Origin of the sequence: Nocardia sp. NBC_00511, assembly GCF_045161165.1 — a bacterium.
Lineage (GTDB): Bacteria > Actinomycetota > Actinomycetes > Mycobacteriales > Mycobacteriaceae > Nocardia.
Map to the genome: position 1 here is coordinate 2,143,783 of NZ_CP107849.1, position 17,213 is coordinate 2,160,995.

Annotated in this window: 18 protein-coding genes; 7 read left to right on the forward strand and 11 right to left on the reverse strand. The window is 66.6% G+C overall.

The features are described from left to right. From OG300_RS10190 to OG300_RS10200, 3 genes are all read right to left on the reverse strand, one after another. Positions 1 to 894 carry an amidohydrolase family protein gene (locus OG300_RS10190; RefSeq protein ID WP_405494510.1) on the reverse strand — a complete coding sequence of 298 codons (894 nt, stop codon included), beginning with the start codon at positions 892 to 894 and terminating at the stop codon, positions 1 to 3. Further along, entirely contained in the window at positions 891 to 1,907 is a 1,017-nt protein-coding gene (locus tag OG300_RS10195; protein ID WP_405498519.1) for a nucleoside hydrolase, read from the reverse strand. Before OG300_RS10195 ends, OG300_RS10190 begins: the two co-directional genes overlap by 4 nt. 64 nt (positions 1,908 to 1,971) lie before the next feature. After that, positions 1,972 to 3,183, reverse strand: a complete 1,212-nt coding sequence (locus tag OG300_RS10200) for an FAD-dependent monooxygenase (protein ID WP_405494512.1) — start codon at positions 3,181 to 3,183, stop codon at positions 1,972 to 1,974. A 104-nt stretch (positions 3,184 to 3,287) separates the two neighbouring features. Here OG300_RS10200 and OG300_RS10205 point away from each other — a divergent pair, with 104 nt between their 5' ends. Further along, positions 3,288 to 3,869: a TetR/AcrR family transcriptional regulator gene (locus tag OG300_RS10205; RefSeq protein WP_405494514.1), complete on the forward strand. Its 582-nt coding sequence runs from the start codon at positions 3,288 to 3,290 to the stop codon at positions 3,867 to 3,869. 1 nt (position 3,870) lies between these two features. Here the strand turns inward: OG300_RS10205 and OG300_RS10210 are convergent, their stop codons facing one another. Both OG300_RS10210 and OG300_RS10215 read right to left on the reverse strand, forming a co-directional pair. Beyond that, positions 3,871 to 5,415: an MFS transporter gene (locus OG300_RS10210; protein ID WP_405494516.1), complete on the reverse strand. Its 1,545-nt coding sequence runs from the start codon at positions 5,413 to 5,415 to the stop codon at positions 3,871 to 3,873. Positions 5,416 to 5,578: 163 nt separating this feature from the next. Next, complete coding sequence (locus tag OG300_RS10215; RefSeq protein WP_405494518.1) at positions 5,579 to 6,307, reverse strand: CoA transferase; 729 nt, start codon at positions 6,305 to 6,307, stop codon at positions 5,579 to 5,581. 112 nt (positions 6,308 to 6,419) lie between these two features. Here OG300_RS10215 and OG300_RS10220 point away from each other — a divergent pair, with 112 nt between their 5' ends. The 4 genes from OG300_RS10220 to OG300_RS10235 all read left to right on the forward strand — a co-directional run bounded on the left by OG300_RS10220 (position 6,420) and on the right by OG300_RS10235 (position 8,572). Next, positions 6,420 to 6,665: a hypothetical protein gene (locus OG300_RS10220; protein ID WP_405494520.1), complete on the forward strand. Its 246-nt coding sequence runs from the start codon at positions 6,420 to 6,422 to the stop codon at positions 6,663 to 6,665. 31 nt (positions 6,666 to 6,696) lie between these two features. Continuing rightward, on the forward strand, positions 6,697 to 6,921 hold the full coding sequence (locus tag OG300_RS10225; protein WP_405494522.1) for a hypothetical protein: 225 nt from the start codon (positions 6,697 to 6,699) through the stop codon (positions 6,919 to 6,921). Between the two features lie 92 nt (positions 6,922 to 7,013). After that, on the forward strand, positions 7,014 to 7,802 hold the full coding sequence (locus OG300_RS10230; RefSeq protein ID WP_405494524.1) for a thioesterase II family protein: 789 nt from the start codon (positions 7,014 to 7,016) through the stop codon (positions 7,800 to 7,802). Between the two features lie 71 nt (positions 7,803 to 7,873). Beyond that, on the forward strand, positions 7,874 to 8,572 hold the full coding sequence (locus OG300_RS10235; protein ID WP_405494526.1) for a PAS and ANTAR domain-containing protein: 699 nt from the start codon (positions 7,874 to 7,876) through the stop codon (positions 8,570 to 8,572). Here OG300_RS10235 and OG300_RS10240 read toward each other — a convergent pair. The 3 genes from OG300_RS10240 to OG300_RS10250 all read right to left on the reverse strand — a co-directional run bounded on the left by OG300_RS10240 (position 8,544) and on the right by OG300_RS10250 (position 10,873). Continuing rightward, the gene (locus OG300_RS10240) at positions 8,544 to 9,440 is read right to left on the reverse strand and encodes a YihY/virulence factor BrkB family protein (RefSeq protein ID WP_405494528.1); all 897 of its coding nucleotides are present in this window, start codon (positions 9,438 to 9,440) and stop codon (positions 8,544 to 8,546) included. The genes OG300_RS10235 and OG300_RS10240 overlap by 29 nt on opposite strands. Positions 9,441 to 9,917: 477 nt before the next feature. After that, entirely contained in the window at positions 9,918 to 10,418 is a 501-nt protein-coding gene (locus OG300_RS10245; protein WP_405494530.1) for a hypothetical protein, read from the reverse strand. Positions 10,419 to 10,657: 239 nt separating this feature from the next. Next, positions 10,658 to 10,873 carry a hypothetical protein gene (locus tag OG300_RS10250; protein ID WP_405494532.1) on the reverse strand — a complete coding sequence of 72 codons (216 nt, stop codon included), beginning with the start codon at positions 10,871 to 10,873 and terminating at the stop codon, positions 10,658 to 10,660. 323 nt (positions 10,874 to 11,196) lie between these two features. On the opposite strand from OG300_RS10250, the gene OG300_RS10255 reads away from it, so the two are divergent. Then, a protein-coding gene (locus tag OG300_RS10255; protein ID WP_405485256.1) for an IS3 family transposase occupies positions 11,197 to 12,617 on the forward strand; the annotation gives its coding sequence in 2 pieces (ribosomal slippage) (positions 11,197 to 11,557 and positions 11,557 to 12,617; 1,422 coding nt in all). Positions 12,618 to 12,629: 12 nt separating this feature from the next. Here the strand turns inward: OG300_RS10255 and folP are convergent. Together folP and OG300_RS10265 are read right to left on the reverse strand one after the other, a co-directional pair. Further along, positions 12,630 to 13,316 carry a dihydropteroate synthase gene (gene folP / locus OG300_RS10260; RefSeq protein ID WP_405494534.1) on the reverse strand — a complete coding sequence of 229 codons (687 nt, stop codon included), beginning with the start codon at positions 13,314 to 13,316 and terminating at the stop codon, positions 12,630 to 12,632. 39 nt (positions 13,317 to 13,355) lie between these two features. After that, positions 13,356 to 13,901, reverse strand: coding sequence for a hypothetical protein (locus OG300_RS10265; protein WP_405494536.1), 546 nt, complete (start codon positions 13,899 to 13,901; stop codon positions 13,356 to 13,358). A 696-nt stretch (positions 13,902 to 14,597) separates the two neighbouring features. On the opposite strand from OG300_RS10265, the gene OG300_RS10270 reads away from it, so the two are divergent. Next, entirely contained in the window at positions 14,598 to 15,905 is a 1,308-nt protein-coding gene (locus OG300_RS10270; protein WP_405494538.1) for a serine hydrolase domain-containing protein, read from the forward strand. Here OG300_RS10270 and OG300_RS10275 read toward each other — a convergent pair. Beyond that, positions 15,886 to 17,100, reverse strand: coding sequence for a multiprotein-bridging factor 1 family protein (locus OG300_RS10275; protein WP_405494540.1), 1,215 nt, complete (start codon positions 17,098 to 17,100; stop codon positions 15,886 to 15,888). The two genes, OG300_RS10270 and OG300_RS10275, sit on opposite strands and share 20 nt — an antisense overlap. Positions 17,101 to 17,213 lie beyond the last annotated feature (113 nt).

Below are 17,213 nucleotides of genomic sequence, written 5' to 3' on the forward strand. Positions count from 1 at the left end.
TCAGCCGAGTCCGAAGACCCGGGCCGCGTTGTCGTGGCAGACTCCGCGCAGCCAGTCGTCGCCGAGTTCCAGACGTTCCAGAGCGTAGAGCGCGTGGGCGTAGGAATACGGGATGTTGGGGAAGTCACTGCCGAACAGGATGCGATCGCCCAGGTCGGCGAGACGGGGGCGGTCCGCGGGCGGGAACGGGTCGGCGGCCTCGAAGAAGTCGGTGAAGTTCATGGTGGTGTCGAGCAGGACGCTGTCGTGCGCGGCGGCCAGGTCGAGGAATTCGGTGTATTCGGGTGCGCCCATGTGCGCGATGATCGGCCGCAGGCGTGGAAAGCGTTGCAGCAGTGCGGCCATGGGGCCGGGGCCGGTGAATCGTCCGGCGGCGGGGCCGGATCCGCAGTGCATGACGATCGGGACGCCCGCGTCCTGCACCAGGCCCCACACCTCGGTGAGCAGGGGGTCGTTGGGGTCGTAGTCGCCGACCTGGATGTGCAGCTTGAAGATCCGGGTGCCCGCGTCCAGGGCGGTGCGGACGTAGTCGAGGGCTCCGGGTTCGGGGTAGAACGTCGAGGTGTGCAGGCAGTCGGGGGTGCGGCGGGCGAAATCGGCGGACCAGTCGTTGAGCCAGGCGGCCATGCCGGGCTTGTGCGGGTAGACCATCGAGGTGAAGGCGTGAACGCCGAAGCCGCGCAACGTCTTCAGCCGCACCTGCTCCTCGTCGCGGTAGGTGATCGGCCATTCGCGGTGGCCCAGCAGCGGTCCGGCGGTGTCGAAGTAGCCCCACACCTTGCGCAGGACCGGCTCGGGCATGAAGTGGGTGTGGACGTCGATCAGCCCGGAAAGCCCCAGGCGCGCACGGAATTCGGGGAGGTAGTCGGTGTCGGTGACCGGTAGCGAGGTCACTGCGGGAACGCCGTGCGCGCGTAGTCGCCGACGCGGCTGATCAGCCGGTCGAAGAAGACTTCCGGGTTGGTGCCGACCACGATGTCCGCGTTGGGTTCCCGGCCCCACATGCCCGCCCAGTCGGCGACCGTGGTGGCGCGGGTGATGGTCCCCGCCAGTTCGACGTCGACGGTCGCGGGTTTGGTGACGGCCAGGTTCGGGTCCAGGGCGACCGCGGCGGCGAACGGGTCGTGCATGTGCGCGAGATAGCCCTGGTCGTAGAGCTGGTGGAAGTCGAAGTAGAAGCGGATGGCGTCGGTCAGATAGCGGACCAGCGGATTGCTGGCGGCCGAACGGGCTTCGGGGGGATCGTTTTCCGTCACCAGTTCGATCGGGGTGCTGCCCGCGCGTTCGGCCAGGCGCACCAGGTGTTCGGGCTTCATCTCGATGGTTTCGGTGATGTCGAGGGCGCACACGATGGGGCGGCGGTCGGCGGGGGCGGCGGAGAAGGCGTCGAAGACCTCCTTGGCGGCTTCCGGGTCGACGTGCACGTTCCATTCGTTGGTGGGGGTGGTGTTGCCGGGGTGGTTGAACGCCCCGCCCATGATCACCAGGCGCTGAAGTAGCTGGGGGAGTTGGGGTTCCAGGCGCAGGGCGAGGGCCAGGTTGGTGAGCGGGCCGGTGCACAGGCCGACGATCTCGCCGGGGTGCGCGCGGGCCAGGTCCACCCACAGCTGCGCCGCCGACCGGTCGGACAGGGTCCGGGTGGTCGGCGGCAGCTCGGCGTAGCCCACGCCCTGCGGGCCGTGGGTGTCCTCGGTCGTGCGTAGCGGAATCGCGAGGGGAGTCAGCGCGCCCTGCGTGACCTCGATGTCGGGGGCCCGCACCAGCTCCAGCAGCGCGAGATTGTTGGAGGCCACCTGGGGCGCGGGCACATTGCCCGCGCTGGAGGCGATTCCGACGATCTCCGCCTCGGGCGAGGCCAGGAGGTAGAGCAGACCCAACGAGTCGTCGATGCCGGTGTCGTTGTCCATGAGGATCTTCTGCCGCACGGGATCGAGGGTAGCGGGGGCGGTGCTGCGGGCCGGGGGCGGTGGGTCAGTAGCTGGGCAGCACGTAGTCGGCGGTCTTGGGGGCGAACAGCTTCTTGGCCACCGGGCGCAGCGGACGCGACATCAGCACCCGCATATTGAAACGTGCGGCGGCCGTGACGAACCGGCTGGTGGGCAGCATGACCTTGATGCCGCCGCCGGGCAGCTCCTTGGCCTTGTCCAGGAAAGGCAGTAGCTTCTCCTGGTAGCGGGCCTGCGCACCGGCGAGATCGGTTGGGGTGGCGGCGATTTCACCCGCCAGCAGGTACGCGCCGACCACGGCCATGGCGGTGCCCATTCCGGTCAGCGGGGAACCGCAGTAGCCGGCGTCGCCGAGCAGGGTGACGCGGCCGCTGGACAGGTCGGGGACGTCGATGCGGGCGAGCTGATCGAAGTAGAAGTCGGGGGTGGAGTCCATCGAGGCGAGGATCGTCTCGGCCTTCCAGCCCGCACCGGTGAGCGCCTCGCGAATCCGGTTGCGCTGCGCCACCGGATCACGCTGCAGGGCCGGATCGAAGTCCTGGCGCAGGGTGATGATGGCCTTGGCGGTCGCCGGATCGCGATCGGGGCGGATGGCGAACATGACGCTGGGGATGTTGGACATCATCATCCAGTCGGGCTCCAGATCGGCGGGGGTGGGGATGGTGAAGAAGGCCATGTAGCCGTCGAGGTGGGTGGCGAACTGTTCCTCGGGGCCGAAAACCATTCGGCGGGTGGCCGAGTGCACGCCGTCGGCGGCGATGACCAGGTCGTAGCGTTCGGTGCGGCCGGAGGCGAAGGTGACCTCGACGCCGGTCTCGTCCTGGGCCAGGTGCTGGATCCAGTCGCCGTAGCGGTAGTCCAGCGGGCCGTCGGTCTTGGCGAGTTCGTCGAGGAAGACCTGGTTGAGGTCGCCGCGGGTGATCTCGATATCGGCGGCCGGGCCCTCGCCGTCGAACATCTCGACGGTCATGCGGGCGTAGACCTTGCCGTTGCGGTCGACGTAGGCCCAGCCGCGCTCGTCGAGCTTGACGTCGCGGATCTCGGGCATGAGGCCGAGGCGCTCGGCGACGTCCTTGCTGGCGGTGCGGAGATCGACGGCCTGGCCGCCGGGGCGGGGAGCGGTGGCCCGCTCCACGACGGTGGTGTGGATACCGGCCCGAATCAGTTGCAGGGCAACGGTGTTGCCGCCGATGCCGCCGCCGGAAACGAGGATGCGGGGGGTGGAGGTGGTGGTCATTGGAACTCCCGGTGTGGTGAGGTACGTCCGTCTAAGACATATGTCTAACAGAGATTGACACGGCTGTCTAGAACAAATGTCTAAGACGCTGGTAGGGTGGGGTTATGGGAAATCGAGAAGACCTACTGGCGGGGGCTCGGCAGGCAGTATTGGAACGCGGGCTCGCGAAGGTGACCGCCCGCGACATCGCCAGCGCTGCCGGGGTGAGCCTGGCCGCGATCGGCTATCACTTCGGATCCAAGGACCAGTTGGTCACCGAGGCCATCGCGCTCGGGATGGGCAGCGATATCGGTGACGACCTGGACATCGCCATCAACGCCACTGCGGGGCGGTCACTGGGGGACTGGCTGCCCGAGCTGTTGAGCGCACTGACCGAAGTGGCGCGGCGGCACCGGGATTCGCTACTGCTCAGCTTCGAGAACGGGATGCAGATCGCGCGCGATCCGGCGCAGCAGGCATTCATGGCGCAGGCGACGGAGGGCGCGTTGCAGGACATGGGCGCGACCGTGCGGACGGCGCATCCGGACCTCACCGCGGATCAGGCGGCTGTGGTCGGGCAGTTGCTGTTCCTGCTGTTCCAGGGCATGGGCGTACAGCAGCTCATCGTTCCGGACGCGCCGCCCCTGGACGGCGCGGCGCTGGTGGATGCGTTGGAGGCGTTGCGGGGCAGTCGATCCGGCGGGTGATCTAGCCCGGCGGCACGTGCCGCAGCCGGGTCACCGCGATCACGGCCAGCAATAGCGCGGCCACCGCGGCCACCGCGGCGGTGAGGTGCATGCCGGTGAGGAACGCGTGCTTGGCCGCGTCGGCGACGGCGGTGCCGAGCTTGTCGGGCAGCGTCCGGGCGACCTCCATGGCCTCGCCGAGGGTGTCTCGGCTGTCGCGGACGTCGGAGTCCGAGAGTCCGGCGGGGAGATTCTCGTGCAACTGGGTGCGGTAGATCGCCACGCTGATACTGCCGAGAATCGAGATGCCCAGCGCGCCACCGAATTCCGCTCCGGTCTCCGAGAGTCCGGAGGCCGCGCCCGCCTGTTCGGGTGGTGCGGTGCCGACGATCAGCTCGGTGGTGATGCCGAAAACCGGTGCCAGGCCGAAGGACACCAGCAGCGAGGCGATGATGGTGAGCTCGACTCCGCCGGTGGTGGTGATGCGGGTGAGCAGCAGCAGGCCCAGTGCCGCCATGGCCATGCCGAAGCCGATCATGTACGCCGGGCGGACCACCTTCATGATGCGCGGGCCGATCTGCGAACCGATCATGAAACCGAGTCCGGCCGGGATGGTGGCGATTCCGGCGCGCAGCGGCGACATGCCCAGCACCAGCTGGAAGTATTGGCCCACGAACAGGGCGTAGCCGAAGGCCACGAAGATGGCGACCATATTGATGGTGAGCGCGGTGCGGAAGCTGCCGAGCCGGAACAGGCGCAGATCCAGCATGGGTTCGGCGGTGGTGAGCTGACGGCGGACGAAGATGCCGCCCAGGATGATTCCCGCGGCCAGCGCGCCGAGTGCGGCGACACCGGGGCCGTCCTGTGCGGTCTTCTTCATTCCGAAGACGACCAGCAGGACCGCGATCGTGCACAGGGCCGCGCTGATCAGGTCCAGGCGGCCCGCGTCGGGGTCGCGGAACTCGGGGAGGACGCGCGGGGCCAGTACGAGCAGCAGCACCATCACCGGGACCGCGAGCAGGAAGACCGAACCCCACCAGAAGTGTTCGAGCATGATGCCGCCTGCGAGCGGGCCGATGGAACCGCCCACCGAGTAGGAGCCGACCCAGACTCCGACCGCGACCGAACGCTGGGTGGCGTCGCGAAACATGGTGAAGATCAACGAGAGTGTCGACGGGGCGAGGGTGGCCCCGGCTATGCCGAGCAGGGCGCGGCAACCGATCAGCACGGGCGCGGTGGGCGCGAACGCGGCGATCACCGAGACCGCGGCGAAGGCGGCAGCGCCCACCATCAATAGTCGGCGGCGGCCGATGCGGTCGCCGATGGTCCCCATGGTGAGCAACAGCCCGGCCACCATGAAGCCGTAAACGTCTATGATCCAGAGCAATTGGGAGCTGGTGGGCCGAAGTACCTCACTGATCTGAGGCACGGCCAGGTGCAGGACGGTCAGGTCCATCGAGTACACCAGACAGGCTAGCGCCAGCACCGCCAAGCCTGCCCATTCCCGCTTCCCCACGGAGACAGTGCCGGGATCTCCGGCTGCGAGCGCTGGGGCTGGTATGTCCACGATGACGTCCTCCATCCGATATGCCGCACAGATGTCGGCATTAATGATGTCGGTTTCAGGATCTCATCTATTAACGAAAGAAATACGGTGTCCACGAAAGGAATTCGCATTGTTCGCTGATGTACTTGCGAGTGTGCGTGCAGCGCCTTGTATACATTCGCGACTACGACGAACCGTCCGGTCGGACTTTCCAGGCGGGAGTGCTCGAACCATAGCCGGGAGCGGGCCACGGATGGTCCGGATACTCCGCCAGCACGGGTACGGCGGTCCGCACCGAGCCGTGCGAAATGGCATAGCGCACATCGGGGATTGCGGGCTGCGGGTGATCTGTCCGCCGACCCGGCGCCGTGAGCAGCCAGGATGCCGTCCGGGCCAAGGCGACTCGCACATCGCGGCCGAAACCGTCGAGGCTGCGGGCGCTCAGGGCGTCGAGCACGCCCGCCGCGAGCAGGTAGCCGCTGGCGTGATCGAGAGCCTGGGCGGGCAGTGCGCCCACGAATGGTTCGCGCTGCGAATTATCATGTGCGACTTCGATGAGCGAAATTCCCGATGCCGCCTGTACGATGCTGTCGAAACCCCGTCGATCGCCCCACGGACCGTGTTCACCCCATGCGGAAACACGGCCGTACACAATTCCCGGACGAATTTCTCGAGCGTGCGTACCGAGGCGTTCCAGGGCGCCCGGTCGGTACCCCGTGATGATTATGTCCGTATTGCTGATCAATTCATGAAAAACAGGAAGATCGGTTCGCAAATCGACTACAGTGGAACGCTTCCCCTGACAGGTGTCCAGAAACTGCCAGTCGATCTCCGGCAGTCCCGGCGCGTCGATCCGCAACACATCGGCTCCCAGCAGGGCCAATGCGCGCGTCGCCACCGGCCCGGCGATCACCCGCGTCAGATCCAGCACCCGGATCCCGCGCAACGGCAGCGACCGGGTCGCGGTCGCGGGCAATTCGAATTCGCCACGATCGTCGCGTGATTCGACAGCCACCAGCGGACCGGTGGCCGCGGCCCGGCCCGGGGCGCTCTCGGCCCACTCGCGCTCGGAGCGCACCCGCACCGCGATCGCGTCGTGCGCGTGCGCGCCGTTCGATGTCGTCGCCGGTGAGTTCGGCTACCCGCCGGGCGAATTCGTCCCGGGTGGTGTCGGTGGGCAGGTCGAGGGCCCGCAGCAGCCGGTCGCGATGATGCGGATAGTTCGCGTGCGTCCGCACTCGGGAGTCCGCACTCGTGAAGAAGCCCGATAATTCTGCGAAGGCGTGCGGTTGCTGATCCTTGATGCGGAACAGCTTTTCGCTCGCGAAGGCCGCCGCCACCCGGCCGGGATCCAGGACCGTGGGCTGCGCGGGCAGGCCGATGGCCTCGCGCCAGCGGTCGGCGGCCGCGGCGAAGACCGCGACCGCGCCCCCCGCGAGCGACCAGACCGGCAGCGCCGCCGCCAGATTCGCACCCGGATCGACCTCCGGCACCACCGATCCGGTGACTCCGACACCGGATTCGTAGTCGCGCACCAGCTTTTCGAGGTTCCGCACGGACCGACCCTAACGGGCAGGTGCGATTCCGGCGTCGACCGGACGCGGGGCATACTCGATCGGGTGACCTTCACCAAACCCACCGGTACCGCCTGGCTGCGCGAGATGAAGTCCGACCCCGCCCCGCGACAGGTGCTGGTGTGCTTCCCGCCCGGCGGCGGCTCGGTGACCGCGTACCGGGCGCTCGCCCAGCGATTCGGCAGCGGCACGGCCGTATTCGGCGTGCAGTACCCCGGACGCCAGGACCGGCTCGGGGAACCGCTGGTGCCCGTGCTGGTCGAATTGGCCGAGGCGATCGCGGCAGATCTGCTGGCGTGGCCGCGGGAGGTGCCGATCGGCCTGTTCGGGCACAGCATGGGCGCGACCGTGGCCTACGAGACCGCGCGGCGACTCGAGGACGATGGGCGCGCGGTGACACAGCTGTTCGTATCCTGCCGTCCCGCACCGGGATTCGAGGAGACCGGGCGCGTCCACGCGGGTTCCGACGACGTGCTCATCGGTGATCTGGAGCGGCTGTCCAACGATCCGGAGTCGGTGCGGATCCTGCGCGACGAACCCAGCCTGGCCGAGTTGGTGCTGCCCGCGGTGCGCAACGACTACCGCGCCGTCGAGACCTACCGGCACGTGCCCGGAGCGAAACTACGCACGCCGATCACCGCGCTGGTCAGCACCGCCGACGTGACCACCAGCGCCGCCGAAGCGGGGGAGTGGCGCGACTACACCGGCGGCGACTTCGAGCTCGCGAGCTTCCCCGGCGGCCACTTCTACCTGGATCTGCCCGAAAACCACGCAGCCCTGGTCGATGTGGTCGAGCGCCGGGTGAACCAGGCGTTGTCCGGCCGCAACGGTTAGGTCGGTCAGCCCGGGTACTGCGACTCGCGGACCCGGCCGTTGCCCAGGGCGTGCTCGGTCATACTTGCTGGGTGACGAACATAGCCAGCGACGGTGATATCGGCGATCTTGCCTCCGGAGAGCTGAACGCGGTCGAGAAGATCGTCGGTGCGGGAGATCCGGTGCCGGTCGGCTCGTTCAGGTTCTGGTTCGACGAGCGACGCTGGGAGTGGTCCGACGAACTGGCGCGCTTGCACGGTTACGAGCCGGGTTTGGTGGAGCCCACCACGGAATTGCTGTTGTCACACAAGCACCCCGACGATCGTGACCGGGTCGAGGCCGAGCTGGTGACCTCGGTACGTGATCACGCGCCGTTCTCGAGCCAGCATCGCATCGTCGATGCCGCCGGTGTCGAGCATCAGGTGGTGGTGGTTTCAGAGCCGATCACGCAGGACGACGGGACGGTGATCGGGACCAGCGGCTACTACCTCGACATCACCGATATGCTGCCCGAACTCGAGTCCGAACGGATAGGGGAGGCGCTCACCGATATCGTGGCGCAGCGGGCGGTGATCGAGCAGGCCAAGGGAATCCTGATGACGGTCTACGGGCTTTCGGCCGATCAAGCGTTCGGCGTGCTGCGGTGGCGTTCGCAGGAAACCAACACCAAACTGCGCGACCTCTGCGCCACCTTGGTGACCGAGTCCAAACCCCTCACCCCGATGGACGTCCGGGCCCGCACCGCGTTCGATCATCTGCTGCTCACGGTTCACCGGCACCTGCCTCAGTGAGCAGGCGTTGGCGAGAGATCTGCGCATCGATTACCGCTCCCAGTAGGAGCGCGAAATTCGACAGCCACATCCACACCAGCACGGTGACGGCGGCCGCGAGCGATCCGTAGAGCCGGTTGAACGAATCGAAGCGGTCGGCGTAGAAGGCCAGGCCTGCCGAGGTCACGATCCAGGTCGCCACCGCCAGGAGGCTGCCGGGAGTCACCCACCGGATCCGCTGGTTCGTGACATTCGGAGCGACCCAGTACAGCAGTGCCAGGGCGACGCTGGCGATGAGCGCCAGCACCGGCCATCGCAGGATGCGCCAGACGGTCAGCACCGTCGTCGTGGTGTGCAGGGAGCCGCCGACCCTGGTCGCCACACCGGCAGTGACGGCGAGCCCCACGACGGTGACGACGATCGAGACGACCAGCAGGACGCTCAGCAGCAGTCGAAGCCCGATTGTTCTTGCTGTCGAACGGTTTTCGGAAACTCCGTACAGCGAGTTGGCCGCCCGTATGAAGGCCCCCAGGTAGCTCGAGACCGTCCAGATCGCCGAGACGAAGCCGATGATCGCGACCGGGCCCGACCAGGTGGCGGAGGGTTGCAGGTGCTGGATGGAGTCGACGAGAGCCGCGCGACTGTCGCCGGGGCCCAGCTGGCCCGCCGCGTCGGCGAGTGAATCCGCGGAGCGTGGTTCGAGCAATCCCAGGACCGCCGTGGCTATCAGCAGCGCGGGGAACAGCGACAGCATGCTGTGGTAGGTGAGTGTCGCGGCTCTGTCGGACAATTCGTCCGACCATGCTGCCCTGATGGTGTGGATACCCACGCGGATCGAGGGCACGCGCATGATCGAGTAGCGTCGCGCCCACGGCGAATTCCAGGTCACCCTCACACCTCCCCGAAGTTCATTGACAGCGATGTCCGTCTTCAAACACGGCCGTGAGATGCGTAACCGGGAGCAGCCCCAACGACGCGTGTCGACCGCCTACGTGATGGCCCGACCGTGTCCGCGATGCGTGGCTCGCAGCCAGAACCCGGTCCACGACCCGATTACACACAGCGCCAACAGGATTCGCACCAGGTCGAGGGCGTCGCGCGGGTAGAGGACGCCGGTGATGGAGTGATGGCGGGGCAGCTGGGTTCGCGTGGTCGCCGAATACGAAATGATGGCCCCGGAAATGATCGGCGTGCATGGGCCCGGGCGTCACCACCGGCCCTGGACAATTCACCGCGAGCGCGATGTAGCCCTGGCGAATTCATCTGGCCGAACCGGTGACCGGCGTGCACCCCCGCGGAGTGACGCCGAGGCGGCAGCCGGCGCCTCGGCGTCATCGGATGGAGCGGGTCGCCAGGACGACTTCGGCTAGTTGTTCGCGCCGTTGTTCGGGTTGGTGCAGATGGTGCCTTCGCACGGGACCGTGCTGCCGTCCCCGTTCGGGTTGGGCATGACGTTGCCATCGCCCTGCGGATCAGGTCCCGCGCCGTTGTTCGGGTTGGTGCAGATGGTGCCTTCACATGGAACCGTGCTGCCGTCCCCGTTCGGGTTGGGCATGACCGAGCCGCCGTTCTCCTGCGGGTTCGTGCCGGCGCCGTGATTGGGGTTGGTGCAGACCGTGCCTTCACACGGGGCGGGGGCCGGGTTCTGGGGCTTCGTGGCAGGGGCGGGAGCGACCGCGGTGGTACGGGGGGCGGGCGACTGCGCGGGCGGCGTGGGAGCGGGTGTGGTGGTGGAGCTCTTCGGCGCGGTCGTGGTCGACGCGGCGACGGGCGTGGTTGTCACCGTGGTCTTGGCCGAGTCGTTGGAACATGCTGCGCCGAATAGCATCACGGCAGCAATTGCGGATAGAGCGGCAATCTTGGACATCGGATGATCATTGCACGGCACCAGGCGCGTTCTTGGCAACCTGTCAAAACGACGACGAACAGCATATGTGCGCAGATACGTGGCACTCTCGACGGCTCCGGCTATTTCGGAGTGTCCTGGCTTTGGCTGCCAGTCGAAAGATTGCTTTCCAGTAGCCATTTGGTCGAGTGTCTCGACCGGCGGGCGGAGTTGGACGACGGCGGACGCTACCTCGCGACTCATGGACGACTCGGTGCTTCCTACGGGAGTTCGTCGGTGGGTGGGGTGAGCCGGGCCATCAATTCAATGCCTGTGAGGTCGAGTAGTCCGAGGTAGCGTGCGAAGGGGGCGATGATCGCGTCGTTGTGAGTGCGGGCAGTGTTAATGCCCGCAGCGACAACCTGTTTGGTCATGCTGCCGAAATTGTCCATGCCGTGGACGGCATCGTTCGGGACACCGCGGTCGGATAGTTCCACGCTCACACCGTCGATCAGCGGTGAGGTGCGGATATCCCGCACCCGTACAGCAGGATTCGGTCAATGACGACGATCTGGGAACAGTCCTCGAAGCCGCCGGTGTCGACGAGGCTGCCTTCCCGATGGCTCAAGTACGTTGGCATTCATGCCGCGGTCATGACCGTCGGCCTGGCCCTCGGGTCTTTTCTCGTCGGGGCCCTTCCCTGCGTGTCAGGCTGAGTTGAGACCGCCACTTCACAGCAACTCGACCTGACGCGGGGCGAGAGACGGACCGATTCCCCTTGAGAACTTCCACCACCGTGCCGATGACCGACAATGGTCGGATGGATTCGACCCAGCCGCGCTCGGGCGGCGGCAAGCGCCGCAGTTTCACCCCGGCCCAGAAACTCGCGCACCTGGTCGCCTACGACCGCGCGTGTGAGGACGGGACCGGCGGCGGGGCGTACCTGCGCAGCGTGGGCCTGTATTCGTCATCGATCGTAGAATGGCGAAAACAACGCGACGCCGGTGTGCTGCAAGGCAAATCCCCCGGCGAGAAGGTCGGCAAACTCACCCCCGAACAGGCCGAGATCGCCCGCTTGAAGCGGGAGAACGACCGGTTGAACAAGCGCCTCACGACCACAGAGGCCGCGCTCGACATCATGGGAAAAGCACACGCGCTCTTGCAGACGATCTCCGAGAGCGCGGAGCACGAGCAGCGACCGAACAAACGTTGAGCTACACCTACACCACCCTCGCCGATTCCGGTGTAACCACCAGGCGAGCAAGCGATTTGACCGGACTCGTGCGCGGAACCGTGTTCCGCCGCGCCACCGCCGCGGCGGGGCCGGCCGTGGCCGTCACGGTAGCGCCGGCCGAGCCGAGCAACAAGCTCACCGATCTCGAACGCCGCCGAATCCTCGAGGTACTCAACAGCGACGAGTTCGTCGATTCCGCACCGCTGCAGGTCTACGCCCGACTACTGGACGAGGGCACCTACCTGTGTTCGGTGTCCACAATGTATCGGGTCCTGGCCGAAAACCGGCAAGTCAAAGAACGGCGGCGGCTGGCACGCCACCCGGCGAAAGCCTGCCCCGAACTGGTCGCGACCGCACCCCGGCAGGTGTACTCGTGGGACATCACCAAGCTCGCGGGACCGGTGAAGGGCACCTATTACGACGCCTACATGATGATCGACATCTACTCCCGCTACATCGTCGGAATCCACGTCCATACTCACGAATCCGGTTTGCTGGCAAAGGAATTGATGCTGCAGATCTTCGCCGTCCACGGCATCCCGCAGGTCGTGCACGCCGACCGCGGCACCTCGATGACCAGTAAAACCGTCGCCGCGCTGCTCGCCGACCTCGAAGTAACTCGCTCACACTCACGGCCCCGGGTATCGAACGACAACCCGTTCAGCGAAAGCCTGTTCAAGACCCTGAAGTACGGGCCCGAATTCCCCGAACGCTTCGGATCACTCTGGGAAGCAAGGCAATTCATGTCCGAGTTCGAGCAATGGTACAACCACGAACACCGACACACCGGCCTCGGACTGCACACCCCCGCCGACGTCCACTTCGGTTTGGCCGCCGCCAAAGCCGCCGACCGCCGCGACGTCCTGGCCGCCGCACGCGCACGACACCCGCACCGATTCGCCACCACCACAGCCCCGAAGATCCTCGACCTGCCCGACACTGTCTGGATCAACCCACCGACCGAAAAACCCACCACCAGCCAGGAGCCCGCAACCACCGCCGCTTAACACCGACTGGTCTCATACGGCTTGAAAAATTCCGAGTTTGCTGAACTCGTCCAAACGTGCCAGCAGTTCGTAGTCGTGGAACGGCCGTTTGCCCGCGCCGAGACCGACGTCGATCACGATGTTGTCCTTCGCGATCCCCGCGCTGGTCAGCGTGTCGATGCGCTCGGTGAAGAAGTCCGTGACCTGTCCGACGACATCCTGGTACCGGGGGCGATTGAGCTTGCGGCCCGCGTGCCCGCCGGGCCCTTCCAGATGCATGAGGAAGACCGGCACCTGGTGCTCGGCGGCCAGCGCGATCATCTCCGGCGCGAAATGCATTGCGGTGACGTCGTTGATGGCCCGCGCCCCGGCCGCCAGTGCCGCTTCGGCCACCTTCGGGCGGAACGTGTCGATGGTGACAACCACCTGCGGGAACTCCGCGACGACCGCCTCGACGAACGGCAGTGTGCGTTCGAGCTCGGTGTCCTCGCCGACCCGGTGCGCCGCGGATCCTCCTGAGAGGCCGCCGATCTCGATGAAATGGGCGCCCTGCTGGATATGTTGACGTGCGGCGGCCACCGCGGCATCGACGTCGGTGGTCACCGAGCCGGAGAAGTAGCTGTCCGGCGAGGTGTTCACCACCGCGACGAGATCGACGGCCCAGTCCAGTCGTGGTGGCCACGTCGTGGCGAGTCGGCGCAGGTCAGCGTCCGGTTGCATGGCGATACCTTTCGTCGGTCGAGCTGTCGAGGTGCAGGTTCACAGCTGCCGCAACGCGGTCAGCGTCGCGTGCAGGGTCGGCAGGTCCACGGCCCGATCCACCGTTAGGCCGCGTCGCGCGGCCCGCTGCGCGGGACTGACCGTGGCCGGCACCATCGCGCCGCAGTCGACCAGTTCGGTCAGCGCGGCGGCTTTACGCGGACAGCGCACTGCCCGGCATCCCTTGTGCTCCTGCATGATTCGATGAGCCTCCGTTCGGCCCATCGACCCGCCGGGATTGGTGTGTCCGCCCGGGAGTGGCACCAGAAAGGGCTGCAGGAACGACTCCGGCAGCGGCGCGAGATCGGGCGCGGGCTGGCAGGTGTCGTCGGCGGGCTCGTAGGCCCTCGCCCAGGTTTCCGGCGGGTTGATCGTGATCAGATCGACGTGGTCGCAGACCGGGCCCGGCCGGTGATCGACGTGCGCGAGGTCAGGAACGATCAGTGCTGACACCTGCAGGCCTCGGGCGAAGTCGACGATCAGCTGCAGCAGATTCGGTGCCATCTCTGGCCACATGCGCACGACATGAAGCATGTCGTAACCCAAAGCGTGTGCCGCAGAGATGATTAGCGCGGTGTGCCGCTCCAGGCGGGGCCCCGAGAGGTCCTCGCGGATGAAGCCCAGCGCGGTGGGCCTGCGTCGTGGTCGCCCCGGCGGAGCCAGTGGTACCGACGGGCGAAGCGCACGCGAGGGCAACGGTGCCGGGCACGAGGGGGAAGGGTGGTGTCGGGGTGTGCTCACCCCGGGGGCCACCGCACCCGATGGTCGTTGTGTCATCTGCTGCTCGCCTTGTCCGTCAGCTGTCCGATCCACCGCAGAGCGGAGGTTCGTGTGCGCGCGGAGCGCCTGATAAGTGTTGTTTCCCAATGCATTCCGCAACTCGGTGTGATCTCAGGGTCGTCCACTCGTGGGCGATCGGGAAGGTGGAGCATGCGGACAAGAGGTCTTTGTCCGCATGGTCGGCGCAGTGATCGCGACCCGGATCACCCGGGGTAATGGCGAGGCGAATCATGCTGTAGGCCAGCGGTTTCAGAGAACCCTTGCTGTGAGCTTCACGTGAGAGCCCGTTTTTGCGGACTGGGGTCGAGGTAGGACTTCAGGATCCAGCGGCGACCGAGCGGAAGCCAGGTAAGAGCTGACAATTCAGCCCCGATCTGCTGGCAATAACTCACATCGCCACGCAGCGGTCGCGCTTCATATGGTCGGTGCCGCCGAACGTGAGATCGTGAGATGCTGCTCAGCATGGACACCGATTTCCAGTCGGCGCTGGCCGCTCGCGTGGTGCGTGAACAGAGCGCCGGGCGGCTGCCGAGTCTGAGCGTTGCGGTCGGTGTCGACGACGTGCTGCGCGCCGAAGCATCGGCGGGATTCGCCGATGTCGAAGGCCGCATCCTGGCCGGCGGTCAAGCCTTCCGTATCGGCTCGATCACCAAGACGTTCACCGCGGCGCTGACTTTGCGGCTGTGCGAACGAGGTGACCTCGCGCTCGACGCACCGATCAGTCGATACCTGCCTGAGGTGCCTGACATCGGTCACCTCACCTTGCGGATGCTGCTGTCACACAGCAGTGGTCTGCAGCGCGAGGTACCCGGCGATATGTGGGAAAGCATGCAGGGACCTTCGGCCGCGGAACTGCTCGAGGCCCTGGGCCAGGTCGAATTGATCGCCGAGCCCGGGCAGCGATGGCATTACTCCAATCTCGGCTACGCGGTGATCGGATCGGCGATCGAGCACGTCACCGGCCGCCGGTGCCAAACGCTGATCGACGAGTTGCTCATCGACCCTCTCGAGCTGACACACACCAGCTGGACCACCCCGGCCGGCGCCGCGATCGGCTACCGCCTCGATCCCTATATCGACCGTGTCCACCGTGAACCGGGCATGGACCAGGCCGCCGTCGGCGTGGGCGGACAGCTGTGGTCGACCACTGGGGACCTGCTGCGGTGGGGACATGCCTTATGCGCAGGTCAGCCCGATGCTCTGCCGCTTACAGTCGTCGATGCCATGCACCGGATGCAGGTCATGGTGGACACCGAGTCCTGGACGAAGGGCTGGGGGATGGGCCTGATACTCGAACGGCGCGGCGATCACATTCTTGCAGGCCACACCGGTGCGATGCCCGGATTCGGGGCGGCACTGTCGATCGACCGCAAGAGCACCACAGTCGTTGTCGCACTGTGCAATGCGACCCGCGGCATCGCCCTGAGCGACCTCGCCGGCGACATCGCTCTCGAGGCCATCGCCGCCCGGCCCGCGCCCACTCCGCCGGTGTGGGAACCGGCGCCGGCGTGCCCGCAGGATGTCACGGATCTGGTCGGCAACTGGTGGTCGGAGTCCGATGAGATCGCCATCCAGTGGCGCCGCGGCGGCCTGCACGCGCATCTCGTGGCGAGTCCGGCCACCACCGGCACCTCCTTCGCCATGGAGGCACCCGGACGATTCCGCGCGGTCGCCGGACGGCTACAGGGAGAACTCCTGGTGGTGACACGCACACCAACGGGGGTCGAATTGCGTTGGGCGACTTACCCGCTCACCCGTTCGCCGCGATAAATCCCCGCAGCCGCCCGCGGGTCACCGCTGTTGTCGACTCATCGGCGGTGACCGACAATGCGCGATCGGTGCTGCGGAAGACCTGCAATACCCGAGGGGTTACCGGTGTGCCAGCGGCATAGGTAAGTGTTCGTTCGATGGCGGACATTGCGGCATCGACTTGTCCGGTCTGCAGGTCGGCGATCGAGCGCTCGAGCTGCCAGATGAGGTTGTTCCTGACGAAAGTCGCAGGACCGGTGCTCTGCTGCTCGGTCAGGGCCTCGACGGCGTCATGGGGATTGCCGAGGTCGAGCAGGCACGATCCGCGATGACCGGCCAAGGCTGTGTGGTCGAAAACGGTGAGCCAATCCGGATCGTTAGCCTCATCCTGGTGCTGGTCCAGGTGGGTCTCGGCGAGGGAGAGCATCTCCCGGCAGAGGCTGGCTTCGTTGAGTTTGGCGTGCGCCCGGGCAGCCATGGCGGCGACGAACGCGATCAGCCGCCGGTTCCCGCTGCGCCGAGCCCACCCCAGAGCGCCGTAGGCGAGCTCCACCCCGCGAGCCGGATCCCCGTTCCAGGTGTGAATGAACGCCGAGTTCGGCCCGCCGATATAGGCGACCAAGTCCAGGGCATTCGCCTTCTCGGCATTGCTGCGGGCACGTGCGAGAGTGGTCTCCGCTTGCCGCCGGTACCCGTGGTCGAAGCTGATCCAGGCTGTCAGTTGCTGAGCTTCCGCGACTGCTCGCCACAGCCCTGCATGTTGGGCCACCGAGGCTTTCGCCGCAAGCGCTTCGACGGCTTTGATGCAGTGTGCGACCTGCTGGAGCTGGCCTGCGGCCATCGTGTGGTCGTGGCAGCGGACATCGATGATCAGCGTCCGCAACGTCTCCTCAGCGGTATCGGGGGTGAGGTCCTCAGATTCGAAACCTCGTTCCGGCTCGAGGAATGCCGACGCGAGACGTACCAGTTCACCGCTGGCGTCGAATACTTCATCCAGCTGCCGCACCAGGTCCGGGTGCGGCCGTCGCTCCGCTTTTTCGATCCGGCCGAGTAGGGCACCGCTGACGAACACCTGTCTGCCCAGCTCGGACAGTGACCAGCGGGCGCGCACCCTGCGATCACGTAGTTCAGCGCCGAAGGCCGCAGCAGCGGACGCGCATGGGCTGAGTTGACGTAGGACCTGCCCCACGTGGGGATTATGCGCGTGCCAGTCCACTTTCACCAACGGAACGCATCGGAAGCCCGTCTTACGTAGGCTGTTTGAGCCAGTGTCCGTTGCCAGCTGACGTGACGTACTGACGCGGTCGTGAGCTGACGTGCATCAGGCGT